Below are 13,833 nucleotides of genomic sequence, written 5' to 3' on the forward strand. Positions count from 1 at the left end.
TCGACCGCTCGATCGCCCTGTAGTCCTCCGACGACAGGGCGATCGAGCGGTCGAGCCGCGCGGCGTTGAAGTAGAACTCCTGGTGCGTCAACAGGTCCGGGTCCACGAGGAGTTCGAGCCGCTCGTCGAAGGCGAACGGCAGGATCGTGCCACTCGGCGAGCCCGCGAGCTCCTCCGCGATCTCCGGGGACGCGAAGGAGACGTACGTGCCGCCGTACAGCGCCTTCACCGCGTTCAGGTCGATCCGCCGGTCACCGGGGACGACGACCAGCGCGAAGCGCTTCTCCTTCTTGCCGATCTTCACCATGGCGATGATGCACTTGGCCGCCTCGGCGAGCGTGTGCCCCCGCAGCGCGCTGACCGCCTCGGTGCCGCCCTCGGGGGCGTGCTCGATCACCCGGTGGGCGGCTCCGCGCTCGTCCAGCAGGGCGAGCAGCTTCTCGTACGTCCCGTGGTCGGGCGTCACGTCGGTCACGGCATCGGTCACGGCGTCGGCGGTCATGGGGTTCCTCCTTGTTGCGGCATGTTTCAAGTGGTTTCGTACGACGGCGCGTTGACCCTACGCCGGTTGTCCAGGTGCCTGAGCAGAGCGACACCCGAGGAGTCCAGTTCGTACAGCACCCGTACGCCCGCCCGGCGGCGGCGCACCACGCCCGCGGCCACCAGGGACGTGAGGTGTTCGGAGACGGTGCTCGGCGCCAGTCCGAGCGTCGCCGCCAGGTCCGAGGTCGTGGTCGGCGCGACGAGGCCGCGGACCACCCCGGCCCGGCTGCGGCCGAGCAGGATCTCGAGCCGGTCGCCGCGCGCGGGTTCGTCGGCCCCCTCGTCGGCCCGTCCGCCCGCCCGCCGCCCCGGCCGGATCTCGCAGGCCAGGACGGCGGCCCCCTCGGCCTGGTACGACACGGCCGTCACCCCGTTCGGCGCGAAGCCCAGGAGCGACGCCCCCCGGCCGAACACCAGGGGCACCAGGACGATGCGGGAGACGTCCGTCCTCGCCGCGATCCTGCCCGGCGGCCCGGCGTGCAGCCGCAGGACGTCGCCGCGCCGCGAGACGGCCCCGTTCAGGGTGCCGAGGAGGCGGTCCGGGCCCTGGGTGGCGAGCACGCGGGCGCGGAGCAGGATGTCGTCGTCCGTGACGGTCCTCAGGGGCGCCTCGTACGGGGCGAGGGCGGCGCGCACGTAGCGCGGGAGGAAGGCGCACAGGTCGGCGATCCGCCCGCCGGGATCCGCGTACAGCGGACGCACTTCGACGGGGACGCCCTGCGGGAACCACCGCTCCAGCTCCTCGCGCACCCGGGCCGGGGACACCTCGCGGAGCGAGGCGATCTCGCCCGCCAGGTCCGGCTGCCGGCCGGGGGACGGGACGGGGAGGAGGAACGACGGCAGGGTGCCGCCGCCGGCCCGGAAGAGGTGGACGAGCCACCCCGGCAGGGTCACGTCGGCCCGCATCAGCGAACGACGGGCCGCCCGACCCCAGTTGGTGTACGGCCAGGGCACGAGCCCCCGGTAGGCGGCCAGCAGCCCGATGCTGCCGAGCGTCTCCCACAGCCGGCTGTCGGCGATCCGAAGGGATCCGGCGTGGGTCCCGTGTTCGGACGTCGTCAACGAAATCTCGATCACATGCGCCCCCGTGCGCCTGGTCCACCGAACGGTGGAGCGGGCACACGCTAGCGCCCGGACGATCACCGATCCGCGCCTCGGAAGCGCAGAATGTCAGGTCGCGCCCGGAGGAATGTCAGGTCGGGGAGATCACGAACGGCGTTGTGGCCGGGAGCGGTTCACACCGCCCCCCGCACCACCGACCCGACCGCCTTCACCAGCGCCTGCGCCCGCGGATCCGCCGTCACCGTCCTGCGCATGCCGTTCGTCACGTACCCGAAGGCGATGCCGGCGTCGGGGTCGGCGAAGCCGAGCGAGCCGCCGCGGCCCGGGTGGCCGTACGAGGACGGGCCGAGGAGCGGGGACGCCGGGCCGTGCAGCATGTGGCCGAGGCCGAAGCGGGTGCCGACCAGCAGCACCTTGTCCGCGCCCGCCGACTCCTCGGTCCGGGCGAGCGTGAGGGTGTCGGGGGTGAAGAGGCGCGCGGCGCCGTCCACGGGGCCGAGGGTGGCCGCGTAGAAGCGGGAGAGGGCGCGGGCCGTCGCCACCCCGGCGGAGCCGGGCAGTTCGGCGGCCCGGTAGACCGGGTCGTTCTCGTCGGGCTTGGGGTCGATGACCCCGAAGGCGCGCCGTGTCAGCGAGTCCGGGTCCTTGTACGCCTCGGTGACGGAGCGCTTGGGGCGGAGCCTGAGGGCGCCGCTGCCGGGCGGTTCGATCTCCTCCACGGGGCCGAGGCGGCCGACCCGGTGGGCCTCCGTGCCGGGGAGCCCGATCCACAGGTCGAGGCCGAGAGGGCCGGTGATCTCCTCGCCGACCCAGTGGCCGATCGTGCGGCCGGTGACCCGGTGGACCAGGCCGGAGAGCAGCCAGCTGAAGGTGTGGGCGTGGTAGCCGTGGGCCGTGCCGGGCTCCCAGACGGGGGCCTGGGCGGCTATGGCGCGGGTCGCGGTCTCCAGGTCGACGGCCTCGGCGAGGGTGAGCGGCCGGTCCAGGACGGGGACGCCGGCGCGGTGCGCGAGCAGCTGCCGTACGGTCACGCCGTCCTTGCCCGCCGCCTTGAACTCGGGCCAGTACGCGGCGACCGGGGCGTCCAGGTCGAGCAGCCCGCGCTGGTGCAGGAGCAGGGGTACGGCGGCGGCGACGCCCTTGGTGGCCGAGCGGACGACCTGCGCGGTGTCCTCGGCCCAGGGGGTCTCGCCGTCCACGTCACGGGTGCCCGCCCACAGGTCGACGACCCTGACGCCGTCGTGGTGGACCGCGACGGCGGCCCCGCGCTCACCGCGCTGCTCGAAGTTGCGCAGGAACGCGTCCCTGACCGGCTCCCAGCCCGCCGCCACCGTGCCCTGGACGTCCACGTCCCACTCCTCCATCGCCGATCCGACCCCCCATGGTGCAACGCGGGGGGAGGAGGGCCGATTCCGGGGTCTCAGGCCACGGAGCTCGGCACGAATCCGAACGGCAGTTCGAGGCGATGTCTGGCCATCAGCTCCTCGTCGGCGAGGATGTCGCTGGTCCGCCCGTCGGCGGCGATGACGCCCTCGCTGAGGATCACCGCGCGCGGGCAGAGCTCCAGGGCGTACGGCAGGTCGTGGGTGACCATGAGCACGGTGACGTCGAGCGAGCGGAGGATGTCGGCGAGCTCGCGGCGCGAGGCCGGGTCCAGGTTGGACGACGGCTCGTCGAGGACGAGGATCTCCGGCTCCATGGCGAGGACCGTCGCGACGGCGACCCGGCGGCGCTGCCCGAACGACAGATGGTGCGGCGGCCGGTCCGCGTACTCCGCCATCCCGACCCGGTCGAGGGCCTTCCGTACGACGGCCTCCAGTTCGGCGCCGCGCAGGCCGGCCGCCGCCGGGCCGAAGGCCACGTCCTCCCGCACGGTGGGCATGAACAGCTGGTCGTCGGGATCCTGGAAGACGATGCCGACCTTGCGCCGGATCTCCGCGAGGTGCTTCCTGCCGACGGGCAGCCCTGCGACGGTGACGCCGCCCGCGCCGCCGGTGAGGATGCCGTTGAGGTGGAGGACGAGGGTGGTCTTGCCGGCGCCGTTGGGGCCGAGGAGGGCGACCCGCTCGCCGCGGCCGACGGTCAGGTCGACGCCGAAGAGGGCCTGGTGACCGTCGGGGTACGCGTACGCCAGGCCCCGTACGTCGAGCGAGGGCGCGGCCGTCGGGGGGACGGGCGTCGAGGGGGCGGTCATAGGGTCCATCCCAGGAGGCAGATCAGAAGTGCGGTGAGCGGGAGCGCCGCCGCGTACGTCCACTGGGCGCGGGTCGCGGTCACCTCGTCGATGACCGGCATCGTGCCCGTGTAGCCACGGCTGACCATGGCGAGGTGGACCCGTTCCCCGCGCTCGTACGAGCGGATGAAGAGCGCGCCCGCCGACTTGGCGAGGACGCCCCAGTGGCGGACGCCCCGCGCCTCGAAGCCGCGCGAGCGGCGGGCGACGGACATCCGGCGCATCTCGTCGGTGATGACATCGCCGTACCGGATCATGAACGAGGCGATCTGGACGAGCAGCGGGGGCAGCCTCAGCCGCTGGAGGCCGAGGAGCAGCTCGCGCAGTTCGGTGGTGGAGGCGAGCAGCACGGAGGCGGCGACGCCGAGGGTGCCCTTGGCGAGGACGTTCCAGGCGCCCCACAGGCCGGGGACGCTCAGCGACACGCCCAGGACGGTCGTCTGCTCGCCGGGGACCACGAAGGGCATGAGGAGCGCGAACGCGACGAACGGCACCTCGATGAGCAGCCGTTTCAGCAGGAAGCCGGCCGGGACGCGGGCCTTCGCCGCCACGACCGCGAGGAGCAGCGCGTAGAGGGCGAAGGCCCAGACGGCCTCGCGGGGCGTCGAGACGACGACCACGACGAAGCCGAGGACGGCGGCCAGCTTGGTGTGCGGGGGCAGCTCGTGGACCGGCGAGTGCGCGTGCCGGTAGAGCTTGTGTGCGTGCCCCGCTGCCATGTCAGGCGGTCGTTTCCGCGTGGGTACCGGGTTCCGTGCGCGTACGGCGGCGGCGGACGACCCAGAACGTTCCCGTGCCGACGGCGAGGGTCGCGCCCACGCCGATCGCGCCGGCCAGGCCGCCGGAGAGGCGGGCGGTCTCGATGCCCTTGACGCCGTAGTCGGCGAGCGGGGAGTCGGCGGCCGCGTGGTCCTCGACCTTGCTGTCGATGCCCTTGTCGGCGGCGACCTTCTCCAGTCCGTCGGGGCTGGCGGAGGCGTAGAAGGAGACGAAGCCGGCGAGGACGAGCGCGGTGACGACACCGCCGATCCAGAGCTTCCTCGGGGACCCGGCTGGGGCGGTGGCGGGCTCGGCCGCCGGGGCCGCGTCGACCAGCTCGCCGCCGACGCGCAGCTTGAGCGGGGCGGTCAGGCCGCGGGCGCCGTACACCAGGTCGGGGCGGACGGCGACGACCGCGCCGACGGTCAGCATGGTGATGACGGCCTCGCCGATGCCGATCAGGACGTGGACGCCGACCATGGCCGTGAGGACCTTGGAGACCGGGACGTCGGTGGTGCCGCCGATCGCGTAGAGGACGGTGAAGGCGGCGGCCGCGGCCGGTACGGAGACGAGCGCGGCGACGAAGGAGGCCGCGGTCACCGAGGCGCGGGTGCGGGGCAGCAGCAGGACGAGGCCGCGGAAGAGCGCGTACGCGACGACGACCGTGACGACGCCCATGACCGTGATGTTCACGCCGAGCGCGGTGAGGCCGCCGTCGGCGAAGAGGATGCCCTGCATGAGCAGGACGACGGCGATGCAGAGGACGCCGGTCCATGGTCCGACGAGGATCGCCGCGAGCGCGCCGCCGAGGAGATGTCCGCTGGTTCCGGCGGCGACCGGGAAGTTCAGCATCTGGACGGCGAAGATGAAGGCCGCGACGAGTCCGGCGAGCGGAGCGGTCCGCTCTCCCCCGTGGCCTCCGGCACGGGAGGTGTCCCCGAGCTCCCGCCGTGCCCCGCGCAGGCTCACGGCGACGGCGCCGGCGGCGGCGACACCGGCGGCGACCGATACGGGGGCGTTGATGAATCCGTCAGGTACATGCACGTCCTGAATGATGAGCGCTCCTGCAAAGTGCTTGCAAGAGCGCACAGGTCACAGAACAGCGGCGCATGGTCGTGCGCACGCCGGGAAGGAGTGGGACATTAGTCGATAAGAGGACAAACGGTGAGGAGCCCCCGATGGCTGCCGCAGACGACCGCGCACTCGACCACGAAGCCGCCCATCCAGTCGCCCGCGACACCGACCTGGCGGTCGAGGACCACGCCAGGGGACGCATCATCAGCGACGCCCCTCTCTCCCGCCCCGTCCCCGTCGACCTCCGCTACGACCCCGGCTTCTCCCCCGCGACCGTTCGCTTCGTCTTCCCGGGCGACGTCGAGTGGTCCTTCCCCCGCGTCCTCCTGGAGACGGGCCTGCGCGCCCCGACCCGCCGCGGCGACATAGGCGTCTGGCCCTGCGGCCGCGTCCAGACGGTCGTCGAGCTCCACAAGGACGACGGGCTGGTGACGGTCGTCCAGTTCGACACGACGGCGCTGACCCGGTTCCTGAAACACACGTACGCCGCCGGCGCGTCGATGACGACGCGCTGACGGCGCACGAGAGGTGGGGCGACCCCGGGGACCGGGCCCCGGGGATCCGACCCTCGGGATCGGACCCTCGGGATCAGGGTCCGGGGATCAGACCTTCACGAGGTCCGGCTTCGAGCCGGGCGCCCCGTCCGCGGGCGTGCCCTTGGCGAGGCCCTCGCCCTCCACGTCCACGTTCGGCAGGACCCGGTCCAGCCACTTCGGCAGCCACCAGGCCTTGTGGCCGAGCAGCGCGAGGACGGCCGGGACGATCGCCATGCGGACCACGAAGGCGTCGAAGAGGACCGCGACGGCCAGGCCGAAGCCGATCATCTTGATCATCTGGTCCGTCATGCCGATGAAGCCGGAGAAGACCGCGATCATGATCACCGCGGCGGCGGTGACCACCCGGGCGCTGTGCTTGAAGCCGGTCACGATCGCCTCGCCGGGCCGCTCCCCGTGGACGTACGCCTCACGCATACGGGTGACGAGGAAGACCTCGTAGTCCATCGCGAGACCGAAGACGACGCCCACCATGAAGATCGGCATCATCGACATGATCGGGCCGGTCTGCTCGACCCCGAAGAGGCTGCCGAGCCAGCCCCACTGGAAGACCGCGACGACCGCGCCGAGGGCCGCGACCACCGAGAGCAGGAAGCCGAGGGCCGCCTTCAGCGGGACGAGGACCGAGCGGAAGACCACGGTCAGGAGCAGGAAGGCCAGACCGACGACGAGGGCCAGGTACGGCACCAGGGCGTCGTTCATCTTCTGCGAGAAGTCGATGTTCATCGCGGTGGCGCCGGTGACGAGGACGTCGTCGCCGGTGGCGTTCCGGATGTCGTGGACGAGGGTCTCGGTGGCGCCGGAGGACGGGCGGTCCTTCGGGACCACGGTGATCATCGCGGCGTCGCCGGCCTTGTTCGGGGTCGCCGGGGTGACGGCGGCCCAGCCCTGGAGGCCCTTGATGGTGGAGACCGTCCTGTCGGCGGTCGCCTTGTCACCGTCCACGACGACGAGCAGCGGGCCGTTGAAGCCGGGGCCGAAGCCGTCCGAGAGGGCGTCGTAGGCCCGGCGCTCGGTGGTGGAGGTCGGCTTGACGCCGTCGTCCGGGAGGCCCATCTCCAGGGAGGCGGCGGGCAGCGCGATCGCGCCGAGGCCGAGCACGCCGATCAGCAGCACCATGACGGGGCGGCGGATGACGAAGCGGGCCCAGCGCGTGCCGCCGTTCGGCTTCTCGCTCTTCGCGCTCTCGGCGGCGCCGTCCCCGGCACCGGCCTTCGCGGCCTTGCGCTGCTTGCGGCCGATGACCTTGTCGCCGGCGAAGCCGAGCAGGGCGGGGATCAGGGTGAGCGCGATCAGTACGGCGATCACGACCGTGCCGGCGGCGGCGAAGCCCATCTTCGTCAGCATCGGGATGTTGACGACGGCCAGGCCGACCAGGGCGATGACGACGGTGAGTCCCGCGAAGACGACGGCGGAGCCCGCCGTGCCGACGGCGCGGCCCGCGGCGTCCTCCTTCTCGCGGCCCTCGGCCAGCTCCGCGCGGTAGCGGGAGACGATGAAGAGGGCGTAGTCGATGCCGACCGCCAGGCCGATCATCATCGCGAGGGTGGAGGTGGTGGAGCCGAGGTCGAGGACGTTGGCGAGCGCGGTGATCGAGGAGACGCCGATGCCGACGCCGATGATCGCCGTGAGCAGCGGAAGTCCGGCCGCGACGAGCGAACCGAAGGTCAGGACCAGGACGATGCCGGCGATGACGACGCCGACGATCTCGCCCGAGCCGGTCTCCGGCATGGTCTGGAGGGCGTCACCGCCGACCTCGACGGTCAGTCCCTTGCCCTGCGCGTTGTGTCCGGCCTGGGTCAGTGCCTCGCGCGTCTCGTCGGTCAGCTCCATCGCGTTGACCTTGTAGGCGACGGAGACGTAGGCGGTGGAGCCGTTCTGGGAGACGGCCTGCCCGGTGTACGGGTCGGTGACCGAGACGATCTGGTCCGAGCCCGACCTCAGGGCGGCGACGGTCTCCTCGACGACGGCCTTGTGCGCCGGGTCGGTCATCTTCTGGCCCTCGGGGGCCTTGAAGACGACGCGGGCGGTGGCTCCGTCGGCTCCGGCACCCGGGAAGCGCTCTTCGAGCAGGTCGAAGGCGCGCTGGGCCTCGGTGCCGGGGATCGAGAAGGAGCTGGAGGTCGCGACGGGTGCGGTGGCGGCGCCGATCCCGGCGACGGCCAGGAGGGCCACCCACAGGAGGGCGACGAGCCGTCGGCGCCGGAAGGCGGAACGGCCCAGCTTGTACAGGAACGTGGCCACGGGGGCGTACTCCCATTTCTTGGTGGGACAGGGCATGGGGAGCCGGCCCGACGGCGTGAGCGGTTCGACGTCAGGTGGAGCGGGGCGGAGCGGGTACTGCTGGGGTCAGACGCCGAGTGAGGGGAGCACGACGGCGTCGACGTACGCGCTGAGGAACGCGCGGTCGACCGGCTGATCGTCGATCAGCGGCCGGGCGATGAACGCACCGATCAACATGTGGGGGATGAGCTTCAGCGCCGGGTTCCCGGCGTCGACCTCACCCCTGCGGACCGCTCTGCGCAGCACTTCGTCGAGGCCGTTCATCTCGGGTTCGATGAGCAGCTCGCGCAGCGCCCGGTGCAGTTCGGGGTTGGTGTGGACGGCCTGGGCGAGGCCCCGCATCAGCGCGGAGTCCTTCTCCATCTGACAGTCGTCCGTCCGTGCCATCAGTTCGTGGAAGTCGCCGCGCAGCGAGCCGGTGTCGATCTCGGAGAGATCGGCCGGCTTGTTGGCGCGCAACGCCCTGGCGACCAGCTCGGGCTTGCTCCCCCACTGGCGGTAGAGGGTGGCCTTGCTGGAGTGGGTGCGGGCGGCGACGGCGTCCATGGTGAGGGCGTCGTAGCCGACCTCGCGGAGGAGGTCGAGCACGGCTCCGTACAGCTCGGACTCACGCTCTGGGGTGAGCCTGCTGCGGGCCATGACCGGACTCCTGCCGAACGAAACGGTTTCGTACAGTACGAAGATACCCCCGCCCTCAGCGAAACGAAACCGTTTCGTACGTGTCCTGGGCCACACCGGAGCCGCCTCACGACCGGGAAGACGCCCGCAAGCACGTACGAGTTGCCGCACCCCCCTCACACGGAAAGCATGAGGAGGTGAGTGACGACGTCGCGTATCTCCGTTTTCCGCACCTCCACGACGATCTGCTGTGCTTCGCAGCCGAGGACGATCTCTGGATCGCCCCGCTCGTACCCGAGGGCCAACGCCCCGGCCGGGCCTGGCGGCTCACCGTCGACCGGACGCGGGTCGGCCACCCGCGCTTCTCGCCGGACGGCCGGCAGATCGCGTACACGAACTGGCGCAGCCTCGACCCAGAGATCCATCTCGTCCCCATCGAAGGCGGGTCCGCCCGGCGGCTCACCTACTGGGGCTCGACCGACACCCGCGTCTGCGGCTGGACACCCCCCGACAAGGACGGCCGGTCGGACATCCTCGCCGTCTCCTCGCACGGGCAGCCCTTCTCGTACTTCTCCTGGGCCTACCACGTCCCCACCGACGGCTCCCCCGGCCTCCGCCTCCCCTGGGGCCCGGTCTCCGACATCGCCGTCACCGAGCAGTTCGCCGACAGGAAAGCCGGCGGGAAGTCCGGCGGGAATACCGGCAACGGCGCCGACGAGGGACAGGAGGCCGAGCGCCGCACCCTCCTCCTCACCGGAAAGCCGCCCCACGAGCCGGCCGCCTGGAAGCGCTACCTCGGCGGCGCCACCGGCCGCCTCTGGCTGCACGGCGAGCGGCTGCTCCCCGACATCGGCGGCCACCTCGACTGCCCGATGGCCGTCGACGGCCGGGTCGCGTTCCTCTCCGACCACGAGGGCGTCGGCAACCTCTACTCCTGCCTGCCCGACGGCACCGACCTGCTCCGGCACACCGACCACGACGAGTTCTACGCCCGGCACGCCTCCAGCGACGGACGCCGGGTCGTCTACCAGTGCGCCGGCGACCTGTGGATCGTCGACACCCTCACCCCCGGCTCCCGACCCCGGAAACTGCAGGTCCGGCTCGGCGGCCAACGCGTGGGCCGGCGCCCGTACCAGGTGCCCGCCGCCCACCACGTCGACGCCGTCTCCGTCGACGAGACCGGCCGGGCCAGCGCCGTCTCCGTGCGCGGCAGCCTCTACTGGCTGACCCACCGCGACGGCCCGGCCCGCACGATCGTCGACACCCCGGGCGTCCGGGTCAGGCTGCCCGAGATGCTGGGCAGCGGCGGCCAGGTCGCGTACGTCACCGACGCCGAGGGCGAGGACGCCGTCGAGGTCGCCTATCTGCCGCGCGCCAGCGGCGACCGGCCGCCCCGCCGCCTCGCCTCGGGCGATCTCGGCCGGGTCGAGGAACTCGTCGCCGACCCGGACGGCGAACGGCTCGCCATCGCCTCCCACGACGGCCGGCTGCTCCTCCTCGACACCACCGAGGACTCCGGGGACACCTCCCGGACCGAGTCCGGGGGAGGCGAGGTCACCGAACTCATCCGGTCCGTCAACGGCCCCGTCCGCGACCTGGCCTTCTCCCCCGACGGCGGCTGGCTCACCTGGTCGCACCCGGGCATCGGCCGCTCCCTGCGCTCGATCAAGATGGCCCGGATCTCCGGCCCCGGCCCCCGGACCGTCGTCGACGTCACCAACGGGCGCTTCGAGGACGAGAACCCCGTCTTCACCCGGGACGGCCGCTACCTCGCCTTCCTGTCCTGGCGCGGCTTCGACCCGGTGTACGACGTGCACACCGGCGACCTGTCGTTCCCGCTCGGCTGCCGCCCCTACCTGGTCCCCCTCTCCTCCGCGACACCCTCACCGTTCGCCCTGCTCCCCGACGGGCGCCCGGCCGCCGGCGGTCTGGACCCGGCCGACGACGACACGGAGGCGACCGCCGACGGCACGGTCACCGTCGAGATCGAGGGGCTCCCCGACCGGGTCACCCCCTTCCCGGTCGCCGCCTCCAAGTACTCCGCCCTGCACCCGGTGAGCGGCGGCGGTCTGGTCTGGCTGCGCTGGCCCATCTCGGGCGCGCTCGGCGAGACCTTCGCCAACCCGACCGACACCTCGGGCAAGCCCACCTTGGAGCACTTCTCCATCACCAAGGCCCGCAAGAGCGAACTCGCCAAGGACCTCGACTGGTTCGCGGTCAGCGGCGACGGCACCCGGCTCGTCGTCGCCGACGAGGGCGAACTGCGGGCCGTGCCCGCCACCGAGTCCGGGGACGGCGACTCCACCGTCTACCTGGACCTGCGGCGCATCCTCCACGAGGTCGAACCGGGGGCCGAGTGGCGGCAGGCCTTCGACGAGGCGGGCCGGATCGTCCGCGCCTACTTCTGGGAGCCCGACATGGGCGGGGTCGACTGGACGGCGGTCCTCGACCAGTACCGACCGCTCGTCGAACGGGTCGCCTCCCCCGACGAGTTCGCCGACCTGCTCCGCGAGGTCCTCGGCGAACTGGGCACCTCCCACGCGTACGTCACCCCCGCCCGCCGCAACGAGGGCCCCCCGCACTACCAGCGGCCGATGGGCCTCCTCGGCGCCAACCTCGTGCCCCGCGAGGCCGGCTGGACGGTGAAGCGCATCCTGCCGGGCGAGTCCTCCGACTCCAAGGCCCGCTCCCCGCTCGCCGGTACGGGCATCCGCGAGGGCGCGGTCCTCACCCATGTCGACGGCCGGCCCGTGGACCCGGTCGCCGGCCCGTACCCGCTGCTCTCCGGCACCGGCGGCACCACCGTCGAGCTCACCTTCACCCCCGCCGAGGGCGAGGGCCGGGCCCGCCGCGTCGCCGTCGTCCCGCTGATCGACGAGCGTCCGCTGCGCTACCAGGACTGGGTGGCCAAACGCCGGGCGGTCGTAAGGGAGGTCAGCGGCGGCCGCTGCGGCTACCTCCACATCCCCGACATGGGCGGCTCGGGCTGGGCCCAGTTCAACCGCGACCTGCGCATGGAGGTCTCCAGGCCGGCCCTCATCGTCGACGTACGGGGCAACGCCGGCGGCAACATCAGCGAGCTCGTCATAGAGAAGCTCACCCGCAGGATCCTCGGCTGGGACCTCACCCGCAACGCCCAGCCCGTCGCGTACGCCTCCAACGCCCCGCGCGGCCCGGTGGTCGCCCTCGCCGACGAGGCCACCTCCTCCGACGGCGACATGATCACCGCCGCGTTCAAGCTCCTCGGCCTGGGGCCCGTCGTCGGCCAGCGCACCTGGGGCGGAGTCGTCGGCATGACCGGCCGCCACCACCTCGGCGACGGCACCCAGATCACGGTCCCGATGAACGCGGCCTGGTTCCCCGAGTACGGCTGGTCCCTGGAGAACCACGGCGTCGAACCGGACCTCGCCATCCTGCGCACCCCCCTCGACTGGGCGGAGGGCCGGCACGCCCAGCTCGACGACGCGGTCGAGGTGGCCCTCGCCCTCCTCGCGGAGACCCCGGCTGCGAGCCCCCCGGGCTACGTGGACCTCCCGGACCGCTCCCGCCCGAAACTGCCGCCGCGAGGAACGGAAGAGGAGTGACCCGGACAGGCCCTGGGGGACCTGCCGTTCAGGCCGGAGCCGCGGGCCCGGCCTGAACGGCGAGGCACCCAGGGGGTGGCCTGTGCCGGGCGCCGCGGGCCCGGCCTGAGCGGCGAGGCACCCCCTAGGCTGCGCTCCGCCCCACGCCGTCGGCCAGGTCCAGCTCGTACGACGTCCCCGCCCGCCCGTCGAGCGTCACGCTCCCGACCGCACCGAACCCGACGCGCCCGAGCACGGCCCTCGACCCGTCGTTGTCGAGGGTCGTGACGGCGGTCAGCCGGCTGAGCCCGTACTCCTCACGCGCCAGCCGGCACACCTCCCGCACCCCGGCCGTCGCCACGCCACGCCCGGTCGCCTTCTCGGCCACCCGGTACCCCAGTTCGGCGGCCCCGTCGGCGACGTCGACGAGATTGAACCGCCCGAGGATCTCGCCGCCCTCCCCCACGAGCACGTGGAAGTGGATGCCCCCGGCCTCCTGCTCGTCGAGCAGCGCCCGGTGCCGCTCCTCGAAGTCGGTGAAGTACGCGTCCCCCCGGTCGGGCACGGACGCGGCGAAGTACGCCCTGTTCTCCCGCTCGAAGACGAGCAGGGCGGGGGCGTGATCGGATCGCAGTCGCTCAAGTACGGCCATGGGCGCCACCGTACGAAGATCCGGCGCCCGGTGCGTACGACTTTTCGGCCCGCCGTGATCACACACAGCGCGGAGGCGCACCCGGCATACCGGGTGCGCCTCGCTCGACACAGCACGCGAAGAAGGCGTGTCAGGCGTCGTAGTCCTGGTCGAGACGGCCCTGGGACTCCTGCTGGGCCCTGCGCGTCTCGTCGTCGGAGCGGCCACGGCCCTGGGAGGCGCGCGAGGACGCCTCGTCCTTCGCCTTGCCCATGGCCTGCTTGGCCTGCTGCTTCAGCTGCTCCGACTTGTCCTTGAACTGTTCTGCCTTGCCCATGAAGGTTCACTCCTAGACGGGTGAGAGGGGGACGGAGGCGATGTGCCTCCTGGCCTCGACCAGCCTCGCACGAGCGAACATTCCACGCATTTCGATCAGTTACGGACAGCTACCGCGCGGCGGGCACCCCGCCGCCGCGCGGCCGCGACCCCGTCAGCGCGCCGCCGGACCGCCCG

General features: G+C 72.6%; 12 protein-coding genes. 2 read left to right on the forward strand and 10 right to left on the reverse strand.

The annotated features are described in order from the left end of the window. The 6 genes from AOK00_RS26160 to AOK00_RS26185 form a co-directional block, all read right to left on the reverse strand. Positions 1-502 (reverse strand): YbaK/EbsC family protein (locus tag AOK00_RS26160; protein ID WP_055602713.1); only part of this gene is annotated, 502 nt, incomplete at its 3' end. A gap of 26 nt (positions 503-528) precedes the next feature. Further along, positions 529-1,605: an ArsR family transcriptional regulator gene (locus tag AOK00_RS26165; RefSeq protein WP_055602714.1), complete on the reverse strand. Its 1,077-nt coding sequence runs from the start codon at positions 1,603-1,605 to the stop codon at positions 529-531. Positions 1,606-1,778: 173 nt separating this feature from the next. Next, positions 1,779-2,969 carry a serine hydrolase domain-containing protein gene (locus tag AOK00_RS26170; RefSeq protein ID WP_055602715.1) on the reverse strand — a complete coding sequence of 397 codons (1,191 nt, stop codon included), beginning with the start codon at positions 2,967-2,969 and terminating at the stop codon, positions 1,779-1,781. A 56-nt stretch (positions 2,970-3,025) separates the two neighbouring features. Continuing rightward, the gene (locus AOK00_RS26175) at positions 3,026-3,808 is read right to left on the reverse strand and encodes an energy-coupling factor ABC transporter ATP-binding protein (protein WP_437441449.1); all 783 of its coding nucleotides are present in this window, start codon (positions 3,806-3,808) and stop codon (positions 3,026-3,028) included. Continuing rightward, positions 3,796-4,557 (reverse strand): cobalt ECF transporter T component CbiQ, encoded by a 762-nt coding sequence (gene cbiQ / locus AOK00_RS26180; RefSeq protein ID WP_055602717.1) that lies wholly within the window; start codon positions 4,555-4,557, stop codon positions 3,796-3,798. Before cbiQ ends, AOK00_RS26175 begins: the two co-directional genes overlap by 13 nt. Position 4,558: 1 nt before the next feature. Beyond that, on the reverse strand, positions 4,559-5,641 hold the full coding sequence (locus AOK00_RS26185; protein ID WP_055602718.1) for an energy-coupling factor ABC transporter permease: 1,083 nt from the start codon (positions 5,639-5,641) through the stop codon (positions 4,559-4,561). 134 nt (positions 5,642-5,775) lie between these two features. Between AOK00_RS26185 and AOK00_RS26190 the strand changes: the two genes are divergently transcribed. Beyond that, positions 5,776-6,186, forward strand: a complete 411-nt coding sequence (locus AOK00_RS26190; RefSeq protein ID WP_254047508.1) for an SsgA family sporulation/cell division regulator — start codon at positions 5,776-5,778, stop codon at positions 6,184-6,186. An 87-nt stretch (positions 6,187-6,273) separates the two neighbouring features. Here AOK00_RS26190 and AOK00_RS26195 read toward each other — a convergent pair whose 3' ends face one another. Next, positions 6,274-8,469 carry an MMPL family transporter gene (locus AOK00_RS26195; protein WP_055602719.1) on the reverse strand — a complete coding sequence of 732 codons (2,196 nt, stop codon included), beginning with the start codon at positions 8,467-8,469 and terminating at the stop codon, positions 6,274-6,276. Positions 8,470-8,574: 105 nt separating this feature from the next. Then, positions 8,575-9,147: a TetR/AcrR family transcriptional regulator gene (locus AOK00_RS26200; protein WP_055602720.1), complete on the reverse strand. Its 573-nt coding sequence runs from the start codon at positions 9,145-9,147 to the stop codon at positions 8,575-8,577. Positions 9,148-9,323: 176 nt separating this feature from the next. Between AOK00_RS26200 and AOK00_RS26205 the strand changes: the two genes are divergently transcribed. Then, complete coding sequence (locus AOK00_RS26205) at positions 9,324-12,710, forward strand: S41 family peptidase (RefSeq protein ID WP_055602721.1); 3,387 nt, start codon at positions 9,324-9,326, stop codon at positions 12,708-12,710. A 124-nt stretch (positions 12,711-12,834) separates the two neighbouring features. On the opposite strand, the gene AOK00_RS26210 is transcribed toward AOK00_RS26205, so the two are convergent. Next, a complete protein-coding gene (locus tag AOK00_RS26210; RefSeq protein WP_055602722.1) occupies positions 12,835-13,341 on the reverse strand; it encodes a GNAT family N-acetyltransferase in 507 nt (168 codons plus the stop codon). A 130-nt stretch (positions 13,342-13,471) separates the two neighbouring features. Beyond that, entirely contained in the window at positions 13,472-13,657 is a 186-nt protein-coding gene (locus tag AOK00_RS26215) for a hypothetical protein (RefSeq protein ID WP_055602723.1), read from the reverse strand. Positions 13,658-13,833: the final 176 nt, after the last annotated feature.

It is taken from the genome of Streptomyces aureus (genome assembly GCF_001418135.1).
Taxonomy (GTDB): domain Bacteria; phylum Actinomycetota; class Actinomycetes; order Streptomycetales; family Streptomycetaceae; genus Streptomyces; species Streptomyces aureus_A.

Excerpts from the sequence above, each read along its gene's own strand:
- AOK00_RS26170 (WP_055602715.1), bottom strand. The coding sequence starts at position 2,969 with ATGGAGGAGTGGGACGTGGACGTCCAGGGCACGGTGGCGGCGGGCTGG.
- AOK00_RS26175 (WP_437441449.1), bottom strand. The coding sequence starts at position 3,808 with ATGGACCCTATGACCGCCCCCTCGACGCCCGTCCCCCCGACGGCCGCG.
- cbiQ (WP_055602717.1), bottom strand. The coding sequence starts at position 4,557 with ATGGCAGCGGGGCACGCACACAAGCTCTACCGGCACGCGCACTCGCCG.
- AOK00_RS26190 (WP_254047508.1), top strand. The coding sequence starts at position 5,776 with ATGGCTGCCGCAGACGACCGCGCACTCGACCACGAAGCCGCCCATCCA.
- AOK00_RS26200 (WP_055602720.1), bottom strand. The coding sequence starts at position 9,147 with ATGGCCCGCAGCAGGCTCACCCCAGAGCGTGAGTCCGAGCTGTACGGA.
- AOK00_RS26210 (WP_055602722.1), bottom strand. The coding sequence starts at position 13,341 with ATGGCCGTACTTGAGCGACTGCGATCCGATCACGCCCCCGCCCTGCTC.
- AOK00_RS26215 (WP_055602723.1), bottom strand. The coding sequence starts at position 13,657 with ATGGGCAAGGCAGAACAGTTCAAGGACAAGTCGGAGCAGCTGAAGCAG.